This window comes from Pseudomonas sp. Xaverov 83, assembly GCF_019352905.1.
In the GTDB taxonomy this organism is placed as follows: Bacteria; Pseudomonadota; Gammaproteobacteria; order Pseudomonadales; family Pseudomonadaceae; genus Aquipseudomonas; species Aquipseudomonas yamanorum.
This window is the reverse complement of the sequence record NZ_JAAAFU010000011.1, coordinates 311881-325511: the sequence shown is the minus strand read 5'-3', so window position 1 is coordinate 325511 and position 13631 is coordinate 311881. Positions and strand designations below refer to the sequence as shown.

General features: G+C 60.6%; 14 protein-coding genes. 3 read left to right on the top strand and 11 right to left on the bottom strand.

Features of this window, described 5'->3' with window-relative positions; all coding sequences use genetic code 11:
* Positions 1-23: 23 nt before the first annotated feature.
* From hflX to K0H47_RS05855, 7 genes are all read right to left on the bottom strand, one after another.
* The gene (gene hflX / locus K0H47_RS05885) at positions 24-1325 is read right to left on the bottom strand and encodes a ribosome rescue GTPase HflX (protein WP_219272174.1); all 1302 of its coding nucleotides are present in this window, start codon (positions 1323-1325) and stop codon (positions 24-26) included.
* Positions 1326-1337: 12 nt separating this feature from the next.
* Entirely contained in the window at positions 1338-1601 is a 264-nt protein-coding gene (hfq, locus tag K0H47_RS05880) for an RNA chaperone Hfq (RefSeq protein ID WP_003217515.1), read from the bottom strand.
* Between the two features lie 94 nt (positions 1602-1695).
* The gene (gene miaA / locus K0H47_RS05875) at positions 1696-2667 is read right to left on the bottom strand and encodes a tRNA (adenosine(37)-N6)-dimethylallyltransferase MiaA (RefSeq protein WP_219272173.1); all 972 of its coding nucleotides are present in this window, start codon (positions 2665-2667) and stop codon (positions 1696-1698) included.
* Positions 2667-4565 (bottom strand): DNA mismatch repair endonuclease MutL, encoded by a 1899-nt coding sequence (mutL, locus tag K0H47_RS05870; RefSeq protein ID WP_219272194.1) that lies wholly within the window; start codon positions 4563-4565, stop codon positions 2667-2669. The genes miaA and mutL overlap by 1 nt, the downstream gene beginning before the upstream one ends.
* A 14-nt stretch (positions 4566-4579) precedes the next feature.
* Positions 4580-6013 carry an N-acetylmuramoyl-L-alanine amidase gene (locus K0H47_RS05865; protein ID WP_202948682.1) on the bottom strand — a complete coding sequence of 478 codons (1434 nt, stop codon included), beginning with the start codon at positions 6011-6013 and terminating at the stop codon, positions 4580-4582.
* 3 nt (positions 6014-6016) lie between these two features.
* Positions 6017-6487 carry a tRNA (adenosine(37)-N6)-threonylcarbamoyltransferase complex ATPase subunit type 1 TsaE gene (tsaE, locus tag K0H47_RS05860; protein WP_063033391.1) on the bottom strand — a complete coding sequence of 157 codons (471 nt, stop codon included), beginning with the start codon at positions 6485-6487 and terminating at the stop codon, positions 6017-6019.
* Positions 6475-7335: an NAD(P)H-hydrate dehydratase gene (locus K0H47_RS05855; protein ID WP_219272171.1), complete on the bottom strand. Its 861-nt coding sequence runs from the start codon at positions 7333-7335 to the stop codon at positions 6475-6477. The genes tsaE and K0H47_RS05855 overlap by 13 nt, the downstream gene beginning before the upstream one ends.
* A gap of 62 nt (positions 7336-7397) precedes the next feature.
* Between K0H47_RS05855 and queG the strand changes: the two genes are divergently transcribed.
* Positions 7398-8480, top strand: a complete 1083-nt coding sequence (gene queG / locus K0H47_RS05850) for a tRNA epoxyqueuosine(34) reductase QueG (protein ID WP_063033392.1) — start codon at positions 7398-7400, stop codon at positions 8478-8480.
* Here queG and K0H47_RS05845 read toward each other — a convergent pair.
* Both K0H47_RS05845 and orn read right to left on the bottom strand, forming a co-directional pair.
* Positions 8459-9076, bottom strand: coding sequence for a trimeric intracellular cation channel family protein (locus K0H47_RS05845; RefSeq protein ID WP_172834585.1), 618 nt, complete (start codon positions 9074-9076; stop codon positions 8459-8461). The genes queG and K0H47_RS05845 overlap by 22 nt on opposite strands.
* 205 nt (positions 9077-9281) lie before the next feature.
* Entirely contained in the window at positions 9282-9824 is a 543-nt protein-coding gene (orn, locus tag K0H47_RS05840) for an oligoribonuclease (protein WP_003217529.1), read from the bottom strand.
* A 106-nt stretch (positions 9825-9930) separates the two neighbouring features.
* Between orn and rsgA the strand changes: the two genes are divergently transcribed.
* Together rsgA and K0H47_RS05830 are read left to right on the top strand one after the other, a co-directional pair.
* Positions 9931-10962, top strand: coding sequence for a small ribosomal subunit biogenesis GTPase RsgA (gene rsgA, locus K0H47_RS05835; protein WP_063033394.1), 1032 nt, complete (start codon positions 9931-9933; stop codon positions 10960-10962).
* 300 nt (positions 10963-11262) lie between these two features.
* Positions 11263-11643 (top strand): type II toxin-antitoxin system PemK/MazF family toxin, encoded by a 381-nt coding sequence (locus K0H47_RS05830; RefSeq protein WP_219272170.1) that lies wholly within the window; start codon positions 11263-11265, stop codon positions 11641-11643.
* A 60-nt stretch (positions 11644-11703) separates the two neighbouring features.
* Here K0H47_RS05830 and motB read toward each other — a convergent pair whose 3' ends face one another.
* Entirely contained in the window at positions 11704-12726 is a 1023-nt protein-coding gene (gene motB / locus K0H47_RS05825) for a flagellar motor protein MotB (protein WP_063033395.1), read from the bottom strand.
* 3 nt (positions 12727-12729) lie between these two features.
* The gene (gene motA / locus K0H47_RS05820; protein ID WP_003217532.1) at positions 12730-13581 is read right to left on the bottom strand and encodes a flagellar motor stator protein MotA; all 852 of its coding nucleotides are present in this window, start codon (positions 13579-13581) and stop codon (positions 12730-12732) included.
* Positions 13582-13631 lie beyond the last annotated feature (50 nt).

Here is a 13631-nt window from a genome sequence, read left to right as displayed (position 1 = left end):
GGCACAACCGCTTTCTCAGGCTTTTATTGCAAAGTGTGTTGTTCGATGAACTCCGTCGGCACAACACCTTCCCGACTGACCAGCCGATTCAGCTCCGAGCGCGGCAATCGAACGGCCAGCAAGCTGACACCTTCTTCGTCGTGTTCTTCTTTCTGTACCGCGCCCAGCTCGAAAAACTGTGCACGCAGTCGAGCAAAACGCTGAGGCAAGCGCAAGGTGCCAACAAACAAATCGCTGCCCAACAACTCGGCAATGGCTTGTTCAAGCAATTCCAGACCACTGCCATCACGCGCCGACAGCCAGACCCGCTGGGGCTTGCCGTTTTCGTCGCGCTGGATTTGTGGCTCAACGCCTTCAAGCAAATCGAGTTTGTTATAGACCTCGAGGATCGGCAAGTCCTGGGCACCAATCTCGCCCAGTACCACCATGACCTGTTCAATCTGCAACATGCGATCCGGTTCGGCCGCATCGATTACGTGCAGCAGCAGGTCGGAATTGCTCGACTCTTCGAGCGTAGACCGAAATGCCTCGACCAGCTTGTGGGGCAAGTGACGAATAAAACCCACGGTATCGGCCAGGACAATCGGCCCCAGATCGTCCAGTTCCAGACGGCGCAAGGTCGGGTCAAGGGTCGCGAACAGTTGGTCGGCCGCGTACACGTCCGATTTCGTCACGTTGTTGAAGAGCGTGGATTTGCCGGCGTTGGTATAGCCCACCAGGGAAACGGTAGGGATATCCGCACGCATACGGCCACGTCGCGATTGTTCGCGCTGGCTGCGCACCTTCTCCAGGCGGCCCTTGATCTGTCGCAGGCGCACCCGCAGCAGACGCCGGTCGGTTTCCAGCTGGGTTTCACCCGGGCCACGCATGCCGATACCGCCACCCTGACGCTCAAGGTGAGTCCAGCCACGAACCAGCCGGGTGCTCATATGGTCAAGCTGGGCCAGTTCTACCTGGAGCTTGCCTTCATGGGTGCGGGCGCGTTGAGCGAAAATATCGAGAATCAGACCCGTGCGGTCGATCACGCGACACTCGAAAACTCGTTCGAGGTTACGTTCCTGACTGGGCGTGAGGATGTGATTGAAAATCACCAGATCGGCCTTTTCGGCATGGACCAGGTCGCGCAGCTCCTCGACCTTGCCGCTGCCAATCAGGAATTTGGCGGTTGGCCGATGACGCGGCACGTTAAAAAACGCGACGGTCTCGGCGCCGGCCGAATTTGCCAACTCCTGAACCTCCTGCGGATCTTCGCGCGCCTCAGGGTCCTGTCCATCCAAGTGAACGAGGATTACTCGCTCACCACCACCGTGGCGCTCAAAGAACAAAGGAGACTCCTATCAGGCGTTACCCGGTGCAGGCTCGGCGTCACCCTGTTCTTCGGTTGCGCTAGGCAGACGAATCGGACGAACCGGCACTACGGTCGAGATAGCGTGTTTGTAAACCATTTGGCTTACGGTGTTTTTCAGCAAAATCACGAACTGGTCGAACGACTCGATCGTGCCCTGCAGCTTGATACCGTTGACCAGATAGATGGAAACCCCAACTTTCTCTTTACGTAAAGTATTCAAGTAAGGGTCTTGTAGCGAATGCCCTTTTGACATGTGCCGCACTCCTTTAAGGATCAATAATAAAAAATCGGAAAATAGATAGCTTATGGCCGTCACACCCCCAAGGATAGACGGCAATTGCAAGGACTCAGCTCAATATGGAGACCGTTCCCAAGTATTTCAAGGCGCGTGACAGATTGTCGCAATCCAGACTGTCCAACCAGTGTAAATCAGTCCAGCTGCGCAGCCATGTGAACTGGCGCTTCGCCAATTGGCGCGTGGCAATGATGCCGCGCTCCTGCATTTCGGCTGACGTCAGCTTGCCATCCAGATGATCCCAGACTTGGCGGTAGCCTACAGCACGTATCGAAGGCAGCCCGGGATGCAGGTCACCTCTTGAACGCAGTGCTACGACCTCCTCCACAAACCCCTGTTCCAACATAATTGTGAATCTTTGTGCAATTCGTTCATGCAACACCTGGCGATCCGTCGGAGCGATGGCCAGATTCGCCACAGTATAGGGCAATTGTGAGTGCCCCGAGGCGCCTGCTTCAGCACTTTGCGCAGTTTGTTTCAGCCTGTGTTCAGTCATGGTCTGGCCACTGACCCGCCAGACTTCCAACGCCCGCGTCAGCCGCTGGGGGTCATTGGGATGAATCCGCGCGGCGGAAACTGGATCCACCGCAGCCAACTGGTCGTGCAGGGCTTGCCAGCCAAGGCGCGCAGCCTCTTCTTCAAGTTCGGCGCGCACCTGGGCATCGGCAGGTGGCATGTCTGCCAGGCCTTCCAGCAAAGCCTTGTAATAGAGCATCGTGCCGCCCACCAGCAGCGGAATTTTGCCCCGCGCAGTGATATCGGCCATGGCCGCCAGGGCATCATTACGAAAATCAGCCGCCGAATAGCTCTCGCTGGGATCGATAATGTTGATCAACCGGTGCGGGTACTGGGCCAGCAGCTCTTTTGAGGGTTTGGCGGTGCCGATGTCCATGTCCCGGTAAACCAGTGCAGAGTCGACACTGATCAACTCGCATGGCAAGACCTTGGTCAGTTCGATGGCCAGGTCAGTCTTGCCGGCCGCCGTCGGGCCCATCAGGAAGATTGCGGGGGGCAAGGCACTCATCAACGACCGCGCAAGAACAGTTTATCGAGGTCGTCCAGGCCCATCTGGGTCCAGGTCGGTCGGCCATGGTTGCACTGGCCGCTGCGCTCGGTGTTTTCCATGTCCCGCAGCAAACCGTTCATTTCCGGCAGGGCCAGGCGCCGATTAGCGCGGATGGCGCCGTGGCAGGCCATGGTGCCGAGCAGTTCATTGATATGGGCCTGGATACGATCGCTGGTGCCGTACTCCATCAAGTCTGCCAGTACGTCAGCCACCAGCCGGTTGGCCTCGGCTTGCTTGAGCAAAGCCGGGATCTGGCGGATAGCCAGGGTTTCCGGGCCCAGGCGTTGCAGCTCAAAGCCCAGCTTCTGGAACACGCTGACGTGCTCTTCGGCACAATCGGCCTCGCGCTGGCTGACCGCCAGGGATTCCGGCACCAGCAGCGGCTGGCCGCTGAGGCCTTCGCTGGCCATGGCGATCTTCAAGCGCTCGTACATGATTCGCTCGTGAGCCGCATGCATGTCCACCAGCACCAGGCCATGGGCGTTTTCCGCAAGGATGTAGATGCCCTTGAGCTGAGCCAGTGCGTAACCCAGCGGCGGCACGTCACCCTGGCCTTCCGGCAAGGCGGCAGCACCCGACTCGGCACCGGGCAGCGGCGCGAAAAACTCGCGATAGGCTGCCTGGGTTTCGGCCACCGGCAACGCTGATTGCGGGCGCGGCGTGTATTGGTATTGATAACCGGCGCCAGCGCCTGAGCCAGGCGCGGTATAGCTCGGCTGGGCTTGCGGCGATTGCAGCAGGTTGGCCGCCAGGCTCATTTCGCCCTGAGGCCCGAACTCACCGGCTTCCGGCCCCGTAGGACGGACGATGGCCGTGACGATCGGCGCCGCCAGTTGATCATCCGGGCGCACATCGCCCAGGGCGCGGTGCAAGGTGCCATAGAGGAAATCGTGGACCATGCGACCGTCACGGAAGCGCACTTCGTGCTTGGTCGGGTGCACGTTAACGTCCACCACCGACGGGTCGACCTCAAAAAACAGCACGAACGTCGGATGCCGCCCGTTGAACTGCACGTCGCGATACGCCTGGCGCACCGCATGGGCCACCAGTTTGTCGCGCACCGCCCGGCCGTTCACAAAGAAGTACTGCAAGTCAGCCTGGCTGCGAGAGAACGTCGGCAACCCCACCCAACCCCACAACCGCAAGCCATTGCGCTCGATCTCGATCGGCAGCGCCTGCTCCAGGAACCCCGCGCCGCAGATAGCCGAGACGCGCCGGGCACGGGCCGCATCATCATGGGCCTCATGCAGGCTGAGGATGGTCTTGCCGTTGTGGCGCAGGTGGAAAGCCACATCAAACCGGGCCAGTGCCAAGCGCTTGATGACTTCCTGCAGGTGGTCGAATTCGGTTTTTTCGGCCTTGAGAAATTTGCGCCGGGCCGGGGTGTTGAAGAACAGGTCGCGCACTTCCACCGAGGTGCCCACCGGATGTGCCGCCGGCTGGACCCGAGGCGCCATGTCGCGGCCTTCGGTTTCCACCTGCCAGGCCTGGTCAGCATCGCGGGTGCGGGACGTCAGGGTCAGGCGAGCCACGGAGCTGATGGAAGCCAAGGCCTCACCGCGAAACCCGAGGCTCATCACCCGTTCAAGGTCTTCCAGGTCACGAATCTTGCTGGTGGCGTGACGGGCCAGGGCCAGCGGCAGGTCATCGGAGGAAATCCCGCTGCCGTCGTCGCGTACCCGCAGCAGCTTGACGCCGCCCTGCTCAACATCGACGTCGATGCGCCTGGCGCCGGAGTCGATGCTGTTTTCCAGCAACTCCTTGATCACCGACGCTGGCCGCTCGACCACCTCACCCGCCGCGATCTGGTTGGCGAGGCGCGGACTTAGCAGCTCAATGCGCGAGGTGTTGCTCAAGACTGTTTCGCTCATTATTGCGCCGCCAGTTCAGTGCCCGGGATGGTCAACACCTGGCCGACCTTCAATTCATCGGTCTTCAGGTTATTGGCGCTGCGCAAGGTTGCCGCCGATACCTGGAAGCGCACCGCCAGCATCGCCAGGGTGTCGCCCGGCTGGACGCGATGGTCACGCGGGCCTTGGGCGATCTTCCCGGAATCACGCAGCCAGGCGATGTAGGTGCCCGGCGGCGGGTTCTGCTGGAAGAACTGGCGAACACCGGCGCTGATGGAACGCGCCAGCGCCTGCTGGTGGCTGGCAGAGGCCAGTTTCGAGGCTTCGTTGGAGTTCGAGATAAACCCGGTTTCCACCAGGATCGACGGAATATCCGGCGACTTGAGCACCATGAACCCGGCCTGTTCCACCCGCTGTTTGTGCAGCGAGGTGACGCGACCGATATTGCTCAGGACTTTCTGCCCGACGTTCAGGCTGGAGGTCAGCGAGGCGGTCATCGACAGGTCGAGCAATACGCCGGCGAGCATCTTGTCCTTGTCATCGAGGGACACGTTGCCGGCCCCGCCGATCAAGTCGGAACGGTTTTCACTGTCCGCCAACCAGCGAGCGGTCTCGGAAGTGGCACCCCGATCAGACAGGGCAAACACCGAAGCACCAAACGCAGCAGCCGACGGGGCGGCGTCGGCGTGGATCGAGACGAACAGGTCGGCGCCCTTCTTGCGGGCGATTTCGGTACGGCCACGCAGCGGAATAAAGTAGTCGCCGGTACGGGTCAGCTCAGCGCGATAGCCTTTCATACCATTGATCTGGCGCTGCAGTTCGCGAGCGATGGCCAGTACCACGTCTTTTTCATGCTGGCCGCGCGAACCGGAGGCTCCCGGGTCTTCGCCGCCGTGCCCGGCATCGATAACCACAATAATGTCACGCTTGCCCGCAGGAGCCGGTGGCAACGGCGGCAATTTGACCTGGGGTTGCGACTGGTTGACCGGCACCGCAGGTATCGTCGCGACGCTTGGGGTAGGTGCAGGCGGCGGCGCGGCATCGGCGGCGTTGTCGAACAGGTCGACCACCAGCCGGTTGCCATACTGCGCGTTGGGCGCCAGCACGAAGCTTTTCGGCGTCACGGCCTTTTTCAGGTCGATGACCACCCGCAGATCGGTCGGCGTACGTTGGGCCGAGCGCATCGCGGTAATCGGGGTATTGGCCATGGCAACTTTCAACGGCGCGGCCAGGGTCGCACCGTTGATATCAATCACCAGGCGATCGGGCGCCGTGAGGGTGAAGACGCTGTGCTGAACCGGGCCAGACAGGTCGAATACCAGTCGCGTGTTATCCGGAGCCCGCCACAGGCGAACACTTTTCACCTGTGAGGCCGCCAGTGCATTGAAAGTCATTGCCGCAAGCAACACCCCTACGACAGTAACCAACGCGCGAAAGCGCATACCTAACCCCATCAATTATTTGAATTCCAATGCCAAGGCGGCGCACCACGACTCGCCGCGCGCGCTCTGGGACAACAACTTCAGCTGACGTCCGTGCTTATGCGGGGTAATGGTAATGGTCAGGTCCGGCTTTGGCAAAAAGCCTGTGCCTTTATCTGGCCACTCGATCAGGCACAGAGCGTCCTCATCGAAGTAATCGCGGATGCCCATGAATTCCAACTCTTCGGGATCCACCAGGCGATACAAGTCGAAATGGAAGGCGCGCAGCTCGCCGATTTCGTAGGGCTCAACCAAGGTGAACGTAGGGCTTTTCACAGCACCTGCGTGCCCCAACCCGCGAATGATGCCCCGGGACAGGGTGGTTTTCCCGGCCCCCAGATCACCTTCCAGAAAGATCAGGCCCGAGCCTTTCGTTACCTGGGCAATACGGTTGCCGAGGGCGACCATTGCATCTTCGTCGGCCAGGAAAAGGATTACTTCAGACACGGCGATTGCTCCTCCAGCAACTGACGAATGGCAGGAATCAGATCACTGGCGGCCAGCCCGCGACCGTAGGTACCTTGGCGATCACCGGCAGTGGCATGCAGCCAGACCGCCAGGCAAGCGGCATCAAATGCCGACATGCCTTGCGCCAGTAAAGCACCAACCAGGCCGGCCAACACGTCACCCAGGCCAGCGGTTGCCATCGCAGGATGACCCTGATCACAACGGGCAACGCGACCGTCCGGGCGGGCGATCAAGCTGCCCGCGCCCTTGAGGATCGCTACTGCATTGAATTTCTGACTCAAGGCGCGCGCCACGTTAAGGCGGTCGGCCTGAACCTCGGCTGTCGAAATACCCATCAAGCGGGCCGCTTCGCCAGGATGCGGAGTGATCACGCAGTTGGCCGGCAAGTTGACGCTGCCCGTCGCCAGCAGGTTCAAGGCATCGGCGTCCCAGACTTGCGGCTGCTTGGCGCTGGCCGCTACCGACAGCAGGCTTTTGCCCCAGGACGCCTCGCCCAAGCCCGGGCCGATGACGATCACGGAGATCTTTTCCAGCAAGCCCATCAACTGATTGGCCGAGTGTACGCCCACGGTCATGACTTCCGGCAGCCGCGCCAGCGCCGCTGCAACATGCTCACTGCGGGTCGCCAGGGAAACCATGCCGGCGCCGCTGCGCAGGGCACTTTCGGCGCTGAGCAAGGCGGCGCCGCCAAAACCACGGTCGCCACCGATCAGCAATAGATGGCCGAACTGGCCTTTATGGGCGTCCGGAGAACGCGCAGCGAGTTGCGGCAATTGGCCGGGCAACAGGTGCTGAACGTCGGGTATTTCGTGTTTTGTCTGCGGCATGCGTCTTCAAGCTCCGATGTCTGGCAGAATTATACGCATCTAACCTGCGGTTTCTCTTGTTCATGCCTGCTATTACCTACGACCTGCCCGCCCTCGCCCAATCGATCAAAGACTGGGGCCGCGAGCTGGGCTTTCAACAAGTGGGCATCAGCGGCCTGGACCTCGCCGAGCATGAGCAGCACCTGCAACGCTGGCTCGACGCCGGCTACCACGGCGAAATGGACTACATGGGCGCCCACGGCAGCAAGCGTTCACACCCGGAAGAACTGGTACCCGGTACTTTGCGCGTGGTCTCCCTTCGCATGGACTACCTGCCCGGCGACACACAAATGGCCCAATTGCTGGCCAAACCCGAAAAAGCCTACATCTCCCGTTATGCCCTCGGCCGCGACTATCACAAGCTGATCCGCAAGCGCGTGCAGCAACTGGCCGACCGGATTCAGGCACAGATCGGCCCGTTCGGCTTCCGCGCGTTTGTCGACAGCGCCCCGGTGCTGGAAAAAGCTATCGCCGAACAAGCCGGGCTGGGCTGGATCGGCAAAAACACCCTGGTGCTCAACCGCAAAGCGGGCAGTTACTTTTTCCTGAGCGAGCTGTTTGTCGACCTGCCATTGCCGGTCGACCCACCGCACACCACCGAACACTGTGGCCGCTGCACCGCCTGCCTCGACATCTGCCCTACCAACGCCTTCGTCGGGCCCTACGTACTGGACGCCCGGCGCTGTATTTCCTACCTGACCATCGAGCTGAAAAGCGCGATCCCCGAAGAACTGCGCCCCCTGATTGGCAATCGGGTATTCGGTTGCGATGACTGTCAGATCGTTTGCCCGTGGAATCGTTTCGCCCGGCCTACCGACGAAGGCGATTTCAAGCCACGGCACAATCTGGATAACGCAGAACTGGCCGAATTGTTCATGTGGGACGAGGACAAATTCCTCAGCAACACCGAAGGCTCGCCCCTGCGCCGCGCCGGCTATGAGCGCTGGCTGCGCAACCTGGCGGTAGGCCTGGGCAATGCGCCATCAAGCATTCCGGTGTTGGAAGCGTTGAAGGCACGCCGGGAATATCCGTCGGAACTGGTGCGCGAACACGTGGAATGGGCGCTGAACCAGCACGCCGAACGTCAGTGCACGTCGTCGTTGTAGACGAACTTGGGCATTTCCCAATGGAAGCGGATCGCCAACAGGCGCAATAGAAAGCCGCTGAACAGTGTCAGCAGGATCGATTGCTCGCTGGGCAGTTCCAGATAGATGCACAGCATGTAGAACCAGGCGGCGAGGAACGACACGCTGGCGTACAGCTCGCGGCGGAAGATCAGCGGGATGTCGTTGCAGAAGATGTCCCGCAGGATGCCGCCGAATACCCCGGTGATCACCCCGCTGACTGAAGCCACCAGCATACCGTGGCCCATTTCCAGGGCGGTCATGCTGCCGATCAGCGTGAAGGCCACCAAGCCCACGGCGTCCAGCGCCAGGAACAGCGAGCGCAGGTGGCGCATCAATGGAGCGATGAAGATCGTCACCAGGGCCGCGACAGAGGTCAGCACCAGGTATTCCGGGTGTTTGACCCAGGTCAGCGGGTAGTGGCCGAGCAACACGTCACGCACCGAACCGCCGCCCAGCGCCGTCACGCAGGCGATCAGCACCACACCAAACCAATCCATCCCGCGCCGCCCGGCTGACAAGGCGCCGGTCATGGCTTCGGCGGTGATGGCGATGAGGTAGAGCATCAACAGCATGATGGCGATCCTTGCAAAGAGGCGCGCAGTCTAATCATTTGGTGATGGCACCAAAAGGGGGCGAGCCCTCAAGAGCTTAAAGCTCTTCCTAATGTGGTGAGGGAGCTTGCTCCCGTTGGACTGCGCAGTAGTCCCATTTTTCAGGGCCGCTTCGCAGCCCAGCGGGAGCAAGCTCCCTCGCCACAACGGTTCTTCACCACGACTCAAGTCAGAACTTGATGAAATGCTTGCGGTAATGCTGCAGCTCGGCAATCGACTCGCGGATATCGTCCAGCGCCAGGTGGGTGCTGCCCTTGTGGAAGCTGTCTTTGACTTCCGGCGCCCAGCGCGCGGCCAACTCCTTCAAGGTCGATACATCCAGATTGCGGTAGTGGAAGTAACTTTCCAGCGCCTTCATGTGGGTATATAGAAAGCGGCGATCCTGGCAAATGCTGTTGCCGCAGATCGGCGACTTGCCCTTGGGCACCCACTTTTCCAGGAAGGCGATGGTTTCAGCTTCAGCCTCGGCCATGCTCACCCGGCTGTCGCGCACACGCTGGGTCAGGCCCGAGTTGCCGTGGGTGCGGGTGTTCCACTCGTCCATGGTGGCCAGCACCGCGTCGCTGTGGTGAATGGCGATCACCGGACCTTCAGCCAAGGTGTTGAGGTTGCTGTCGGTGACAATGGTCGCCATCTCGATGATGACGTCGGTGTCAGGGTTCAGACCGGTCATTTCCAGATCGATCCAAATCAGGTTCTGTGGGTTTTGCATGTCGTGGTTCCTTGGCACCTTGGCGTAGCTGCGCAGTTTAGCAGGCAGGGCGTGCTAGACTCGCGACCGTTTTACCTAACCTTTGCATTATCGACACGGAACACCAATGGCCAAACGCCAGCTTAACCGTCGCCAAAACTGGCGCATCGAAAAGATTCAGGGTGAACGCGCTGCCCGCGCCGCCAAACGTGAATCCTCCGCCGTAGAAGCGCTTGAGGGCGGCGACCTGGGCCCCGAGCAAACGGGCCTGGTGATCGCGCACTTCGGTGTGCAGGTCGAAGTCGAGGCCACAGAGGGCGATCACGCCGGCCAGGTGTTCCGTTGCCACCTGCGCGCCAACCTGCCTGCGCTGGTGACCGGCGACCGGGTGGTATGGCGTGCCGGCAACCAGGGCATCGGCGTCATCGTCGCCCAGTTGCCGCGTACCACCGAACTGCGTCGCCCCGACAGCCGTGGCCAGCTCAAGCCGGTGGCGGCCAACGTCGACATGATCGTCATCGTCTTCGCGCCACTGCCCGAGCCCCATGCCAACCTGATCGACCGCTACCTGGTAGCCGCCGAGCACGCCGGCATTCGCCCGCTGTTGCTGCTGAACAAGTTCGACCTGATCGACGAGCAGAACGCCACGGCGCTCAATGCGCTGCTGGCGGTGTACCGCACCCTCGGCTACCCGGTACTGGAAGTCTCGGCACATCACGGCAATGGCATGGAACAATTGCAGACTGAACTGGATGGACGCATCAGCGTGTTCGTCGGCCAGTCGGGCGTGGGCAAGTCGTCCCTGGTCAACAGCCTGTTGCCAGAAGTCGAAACCCGTGTGGGCCCGTTGTCGGAATTGTCCGGTCAAGGCACGCACACCACCACCACTGCACGGTTGTTCCACTTCCCGGGCGGCGGCGAGCTGATCGACTCCCCGGGCATTCGTGAATTCGGCCTGGGCCATGTGAGCCGTGCCGATGTGGAAGCGGGCTTTATCGAGTTCAACGACTTGATCGGCACCTGCCGCTTCCGCGACTGCAAACATGACCGCGAGCCAGGTTGCGCCCTGCTCAAGGCCCTGGAAGACGGCCGCGTGCAGCAGCAGCGAATGAACAGCTATCGCTCGATCATCGCCAGCTTGCCTGAGACCACTTACTAAGCTGCGAATCGGGGTCGTGCCATGCCTTGACACACATAAAGCATGGCACGGCCCCCCCGTCCCCATTGATTAAATCAAGTCAGCCATCAAGAATCCGCTGCAACTGGGCGGACCATGATGCAAGCCAGCTTGAATTCGATTTTCCCAATGCTCATACTCGCTCCGTCACCAGCGCAAGCTGGCAGGAGTCTGGATCCTTCTCGGGGTTGATCCAGCGGCGCAGAAGGGGCGAAGCAAGCTCCACTGCGTGTCGAATGAAGCCGCCTTCGGGCGGCTTTGCTTTTTCCGGGGAATCGACGATTGCCTCTCTACTACCATCCTAAACAAGGCGATGTTCTTCTATGCGACTTCACACGGGGCTTTGTGGCTCCTGAAATGCTGAAGATCCGCAAGCCTACTGCCACACACAAGCGCAAACTGTGCACAGTGGTCCCGATCTCCTCCACTGCTCCCGACATTCAGTACGACTGGCACCATTTATTGCGGATCAATCCACTGCACACCGATGGCTATAAAGCGCTATGGGTGAAATGCGACATGATCTACACCGTCAGTTTCGAACGACTGGACAAGCTGCACAGAAAGACCCGGACCACAGGGCGAGAGTATTTTGTACCGCGTCTGGGCGCAGAGGATATGCGAGGCGTGATTGACGGTGTGAAAGCTTATCTCCCCCTCTGATACATCGATCAAAAAAATGCCCCGAGAGTTCGGGGCATTTTTTAATTGTCGAAACAACACTCATGAACCAGTGGCTGGCTGAGTCGGGTCCTTCATTCCACCGTCATCAAACAGGTTCAGCTTCTGCCGCAGCTCATGGGCTGGCAGCGGCTCCTGCTCGGGCGGCAGTGCGTTCGGGTCTGCCGGCACTTCGCCCGGCGCGCCCTCACCCTGGGTCGGTACCGGTGGCGTCGCAGGCCGGTCACCTTCAATCGCACGCTGGGCTTTTTTGGTCAGCACGACGATATCGATGCGTCGGTTGATCGGGTTGAACGGGTCCTTGGGATCAAACAGCTGCGAGGAAGCAAACCCCACCACCCGTGCCACTTGTGGGTCCGGATAGCTACCTGCGACCAGTGCACGTCGCGCGGCATTGGCCCGGTTGGCCGAGAGCTCCCAGTTGCCAAAGTCGCCCTGCCCGGCATACGGCTTGGCGTCGGTGTGGCCGCTGATGCTGATCTTGTTCGGCACGGCCTTGATGGTGTCGGCCATGGCCAGCAGGATGTCTTCAAAGTACGGCTTCAACCGCGCGCTGCCGGAGTCGAACATCGGCCGGTTGGCGGCGTCCGTGATCTGGATGCGCAAGCCATCGGGCGTGATCTCGAAGGAAATCTGATCCTTGAACTTCAGCAGTTGCGGGTTTTCCTCAACCTTGGTTTGCAGCTCTTGCAGCAGCAATTCCAGGCGCTCCTGCTCGACCTGTTCGGCCATGCTCTCGACGGTATCGCGCTCGATCGGGATTTTTTCCTGAGGCGAGTCGGTCTTGATTTCCGGGTTGATGGTGCGCTCGGGCGCCAGTTGCGGCGAACCACCGAGGTCGATCACAAAAGGCGTGCCGCTCTCGGAGAAACCGATGGGGTCCTTGAAGTATCCGGCGATGGCGATCTTCTGTTCCGGCGTGGCGGTGGACATCAGCCACAGCACCAGGAAGAACGCCATCATCGCCGTCGCAAAGTCGGCGAAGGCGATTTTCCAGGCGCCGCCATGGTGCCCCGCAGCGAAGCGCTTGACGCGCTTGATGATGATCGGCTGGTTGTTTTCCATGGCTTAGCGACCGCGAACCGCTTGTTCCAGCTCAGCGAAGCTTGGACGGTGCTTCGGATACAGCACCTTGCGCCCGAACTCTACCGCCAGCGATGGCGGCATGCCGGAAGCCGATGCCACCAGGCACGCCTTGATGGCTTCGTACAGATTCACTTCTTCCTTGGCATCGTGGGCCAGGGACGTGGCCAGCGGGCCGAAGAAGCCGTAGGCCGCGAGAATACCGAAGAAGGTACCCACAAGCGCCGCACCTACGTGCATGCCGATGGCTTTCTGGTCGCCTTCACCGAGGGAGGCCATGGTGACCACGATCCCGAGCACCGCAGCAACAATACCGAAACCGGGCATGCCGTCGGCGATGCCGGTCACGGCGTGGGACGGGTGCTCCAGCTCTTCCTTGAGGCTGAACAGTTCCATATCGAACAGGCCTTCCAGCTCATGGGGCGCCATGTTGCCGGACGACATGATGCGCAGGTAATCACAGATGTAGGCGGTCATGCGCTCGTCTTTGAGCACTGCCGGGTACTTGGCAAAAATCGGGCTCGCCGCGGCGTCCTCGATGTCACCTTCAATGGCCATCATGCCTTCGCGGCGGCTCTTGTTGAGGATCTCGTAGATCAGCCCCAGCACTTCCAGATAGAAGGTGTGGGAGAAGCGCGAGCTGAACATGCCCAGCGACTTCTTGATCACGTGCATGGTCATGTAGCCAGGGTTGGCCTGCAGGAATGCGCCGAACGCCGCACCACCGATAATCAGCACTTCGAAGGGCTGGATCAGCGCCGCAATCTTGCCGTGGGAAAGGACGTATCCGCCGAGCACGCTCGCGATGACGACGATGATGCCGATAATTTTAGCCATAGGGGATGAGTACTTGCGCCGTCGGGTTCAGGGTCATATTCGCCAGAGTT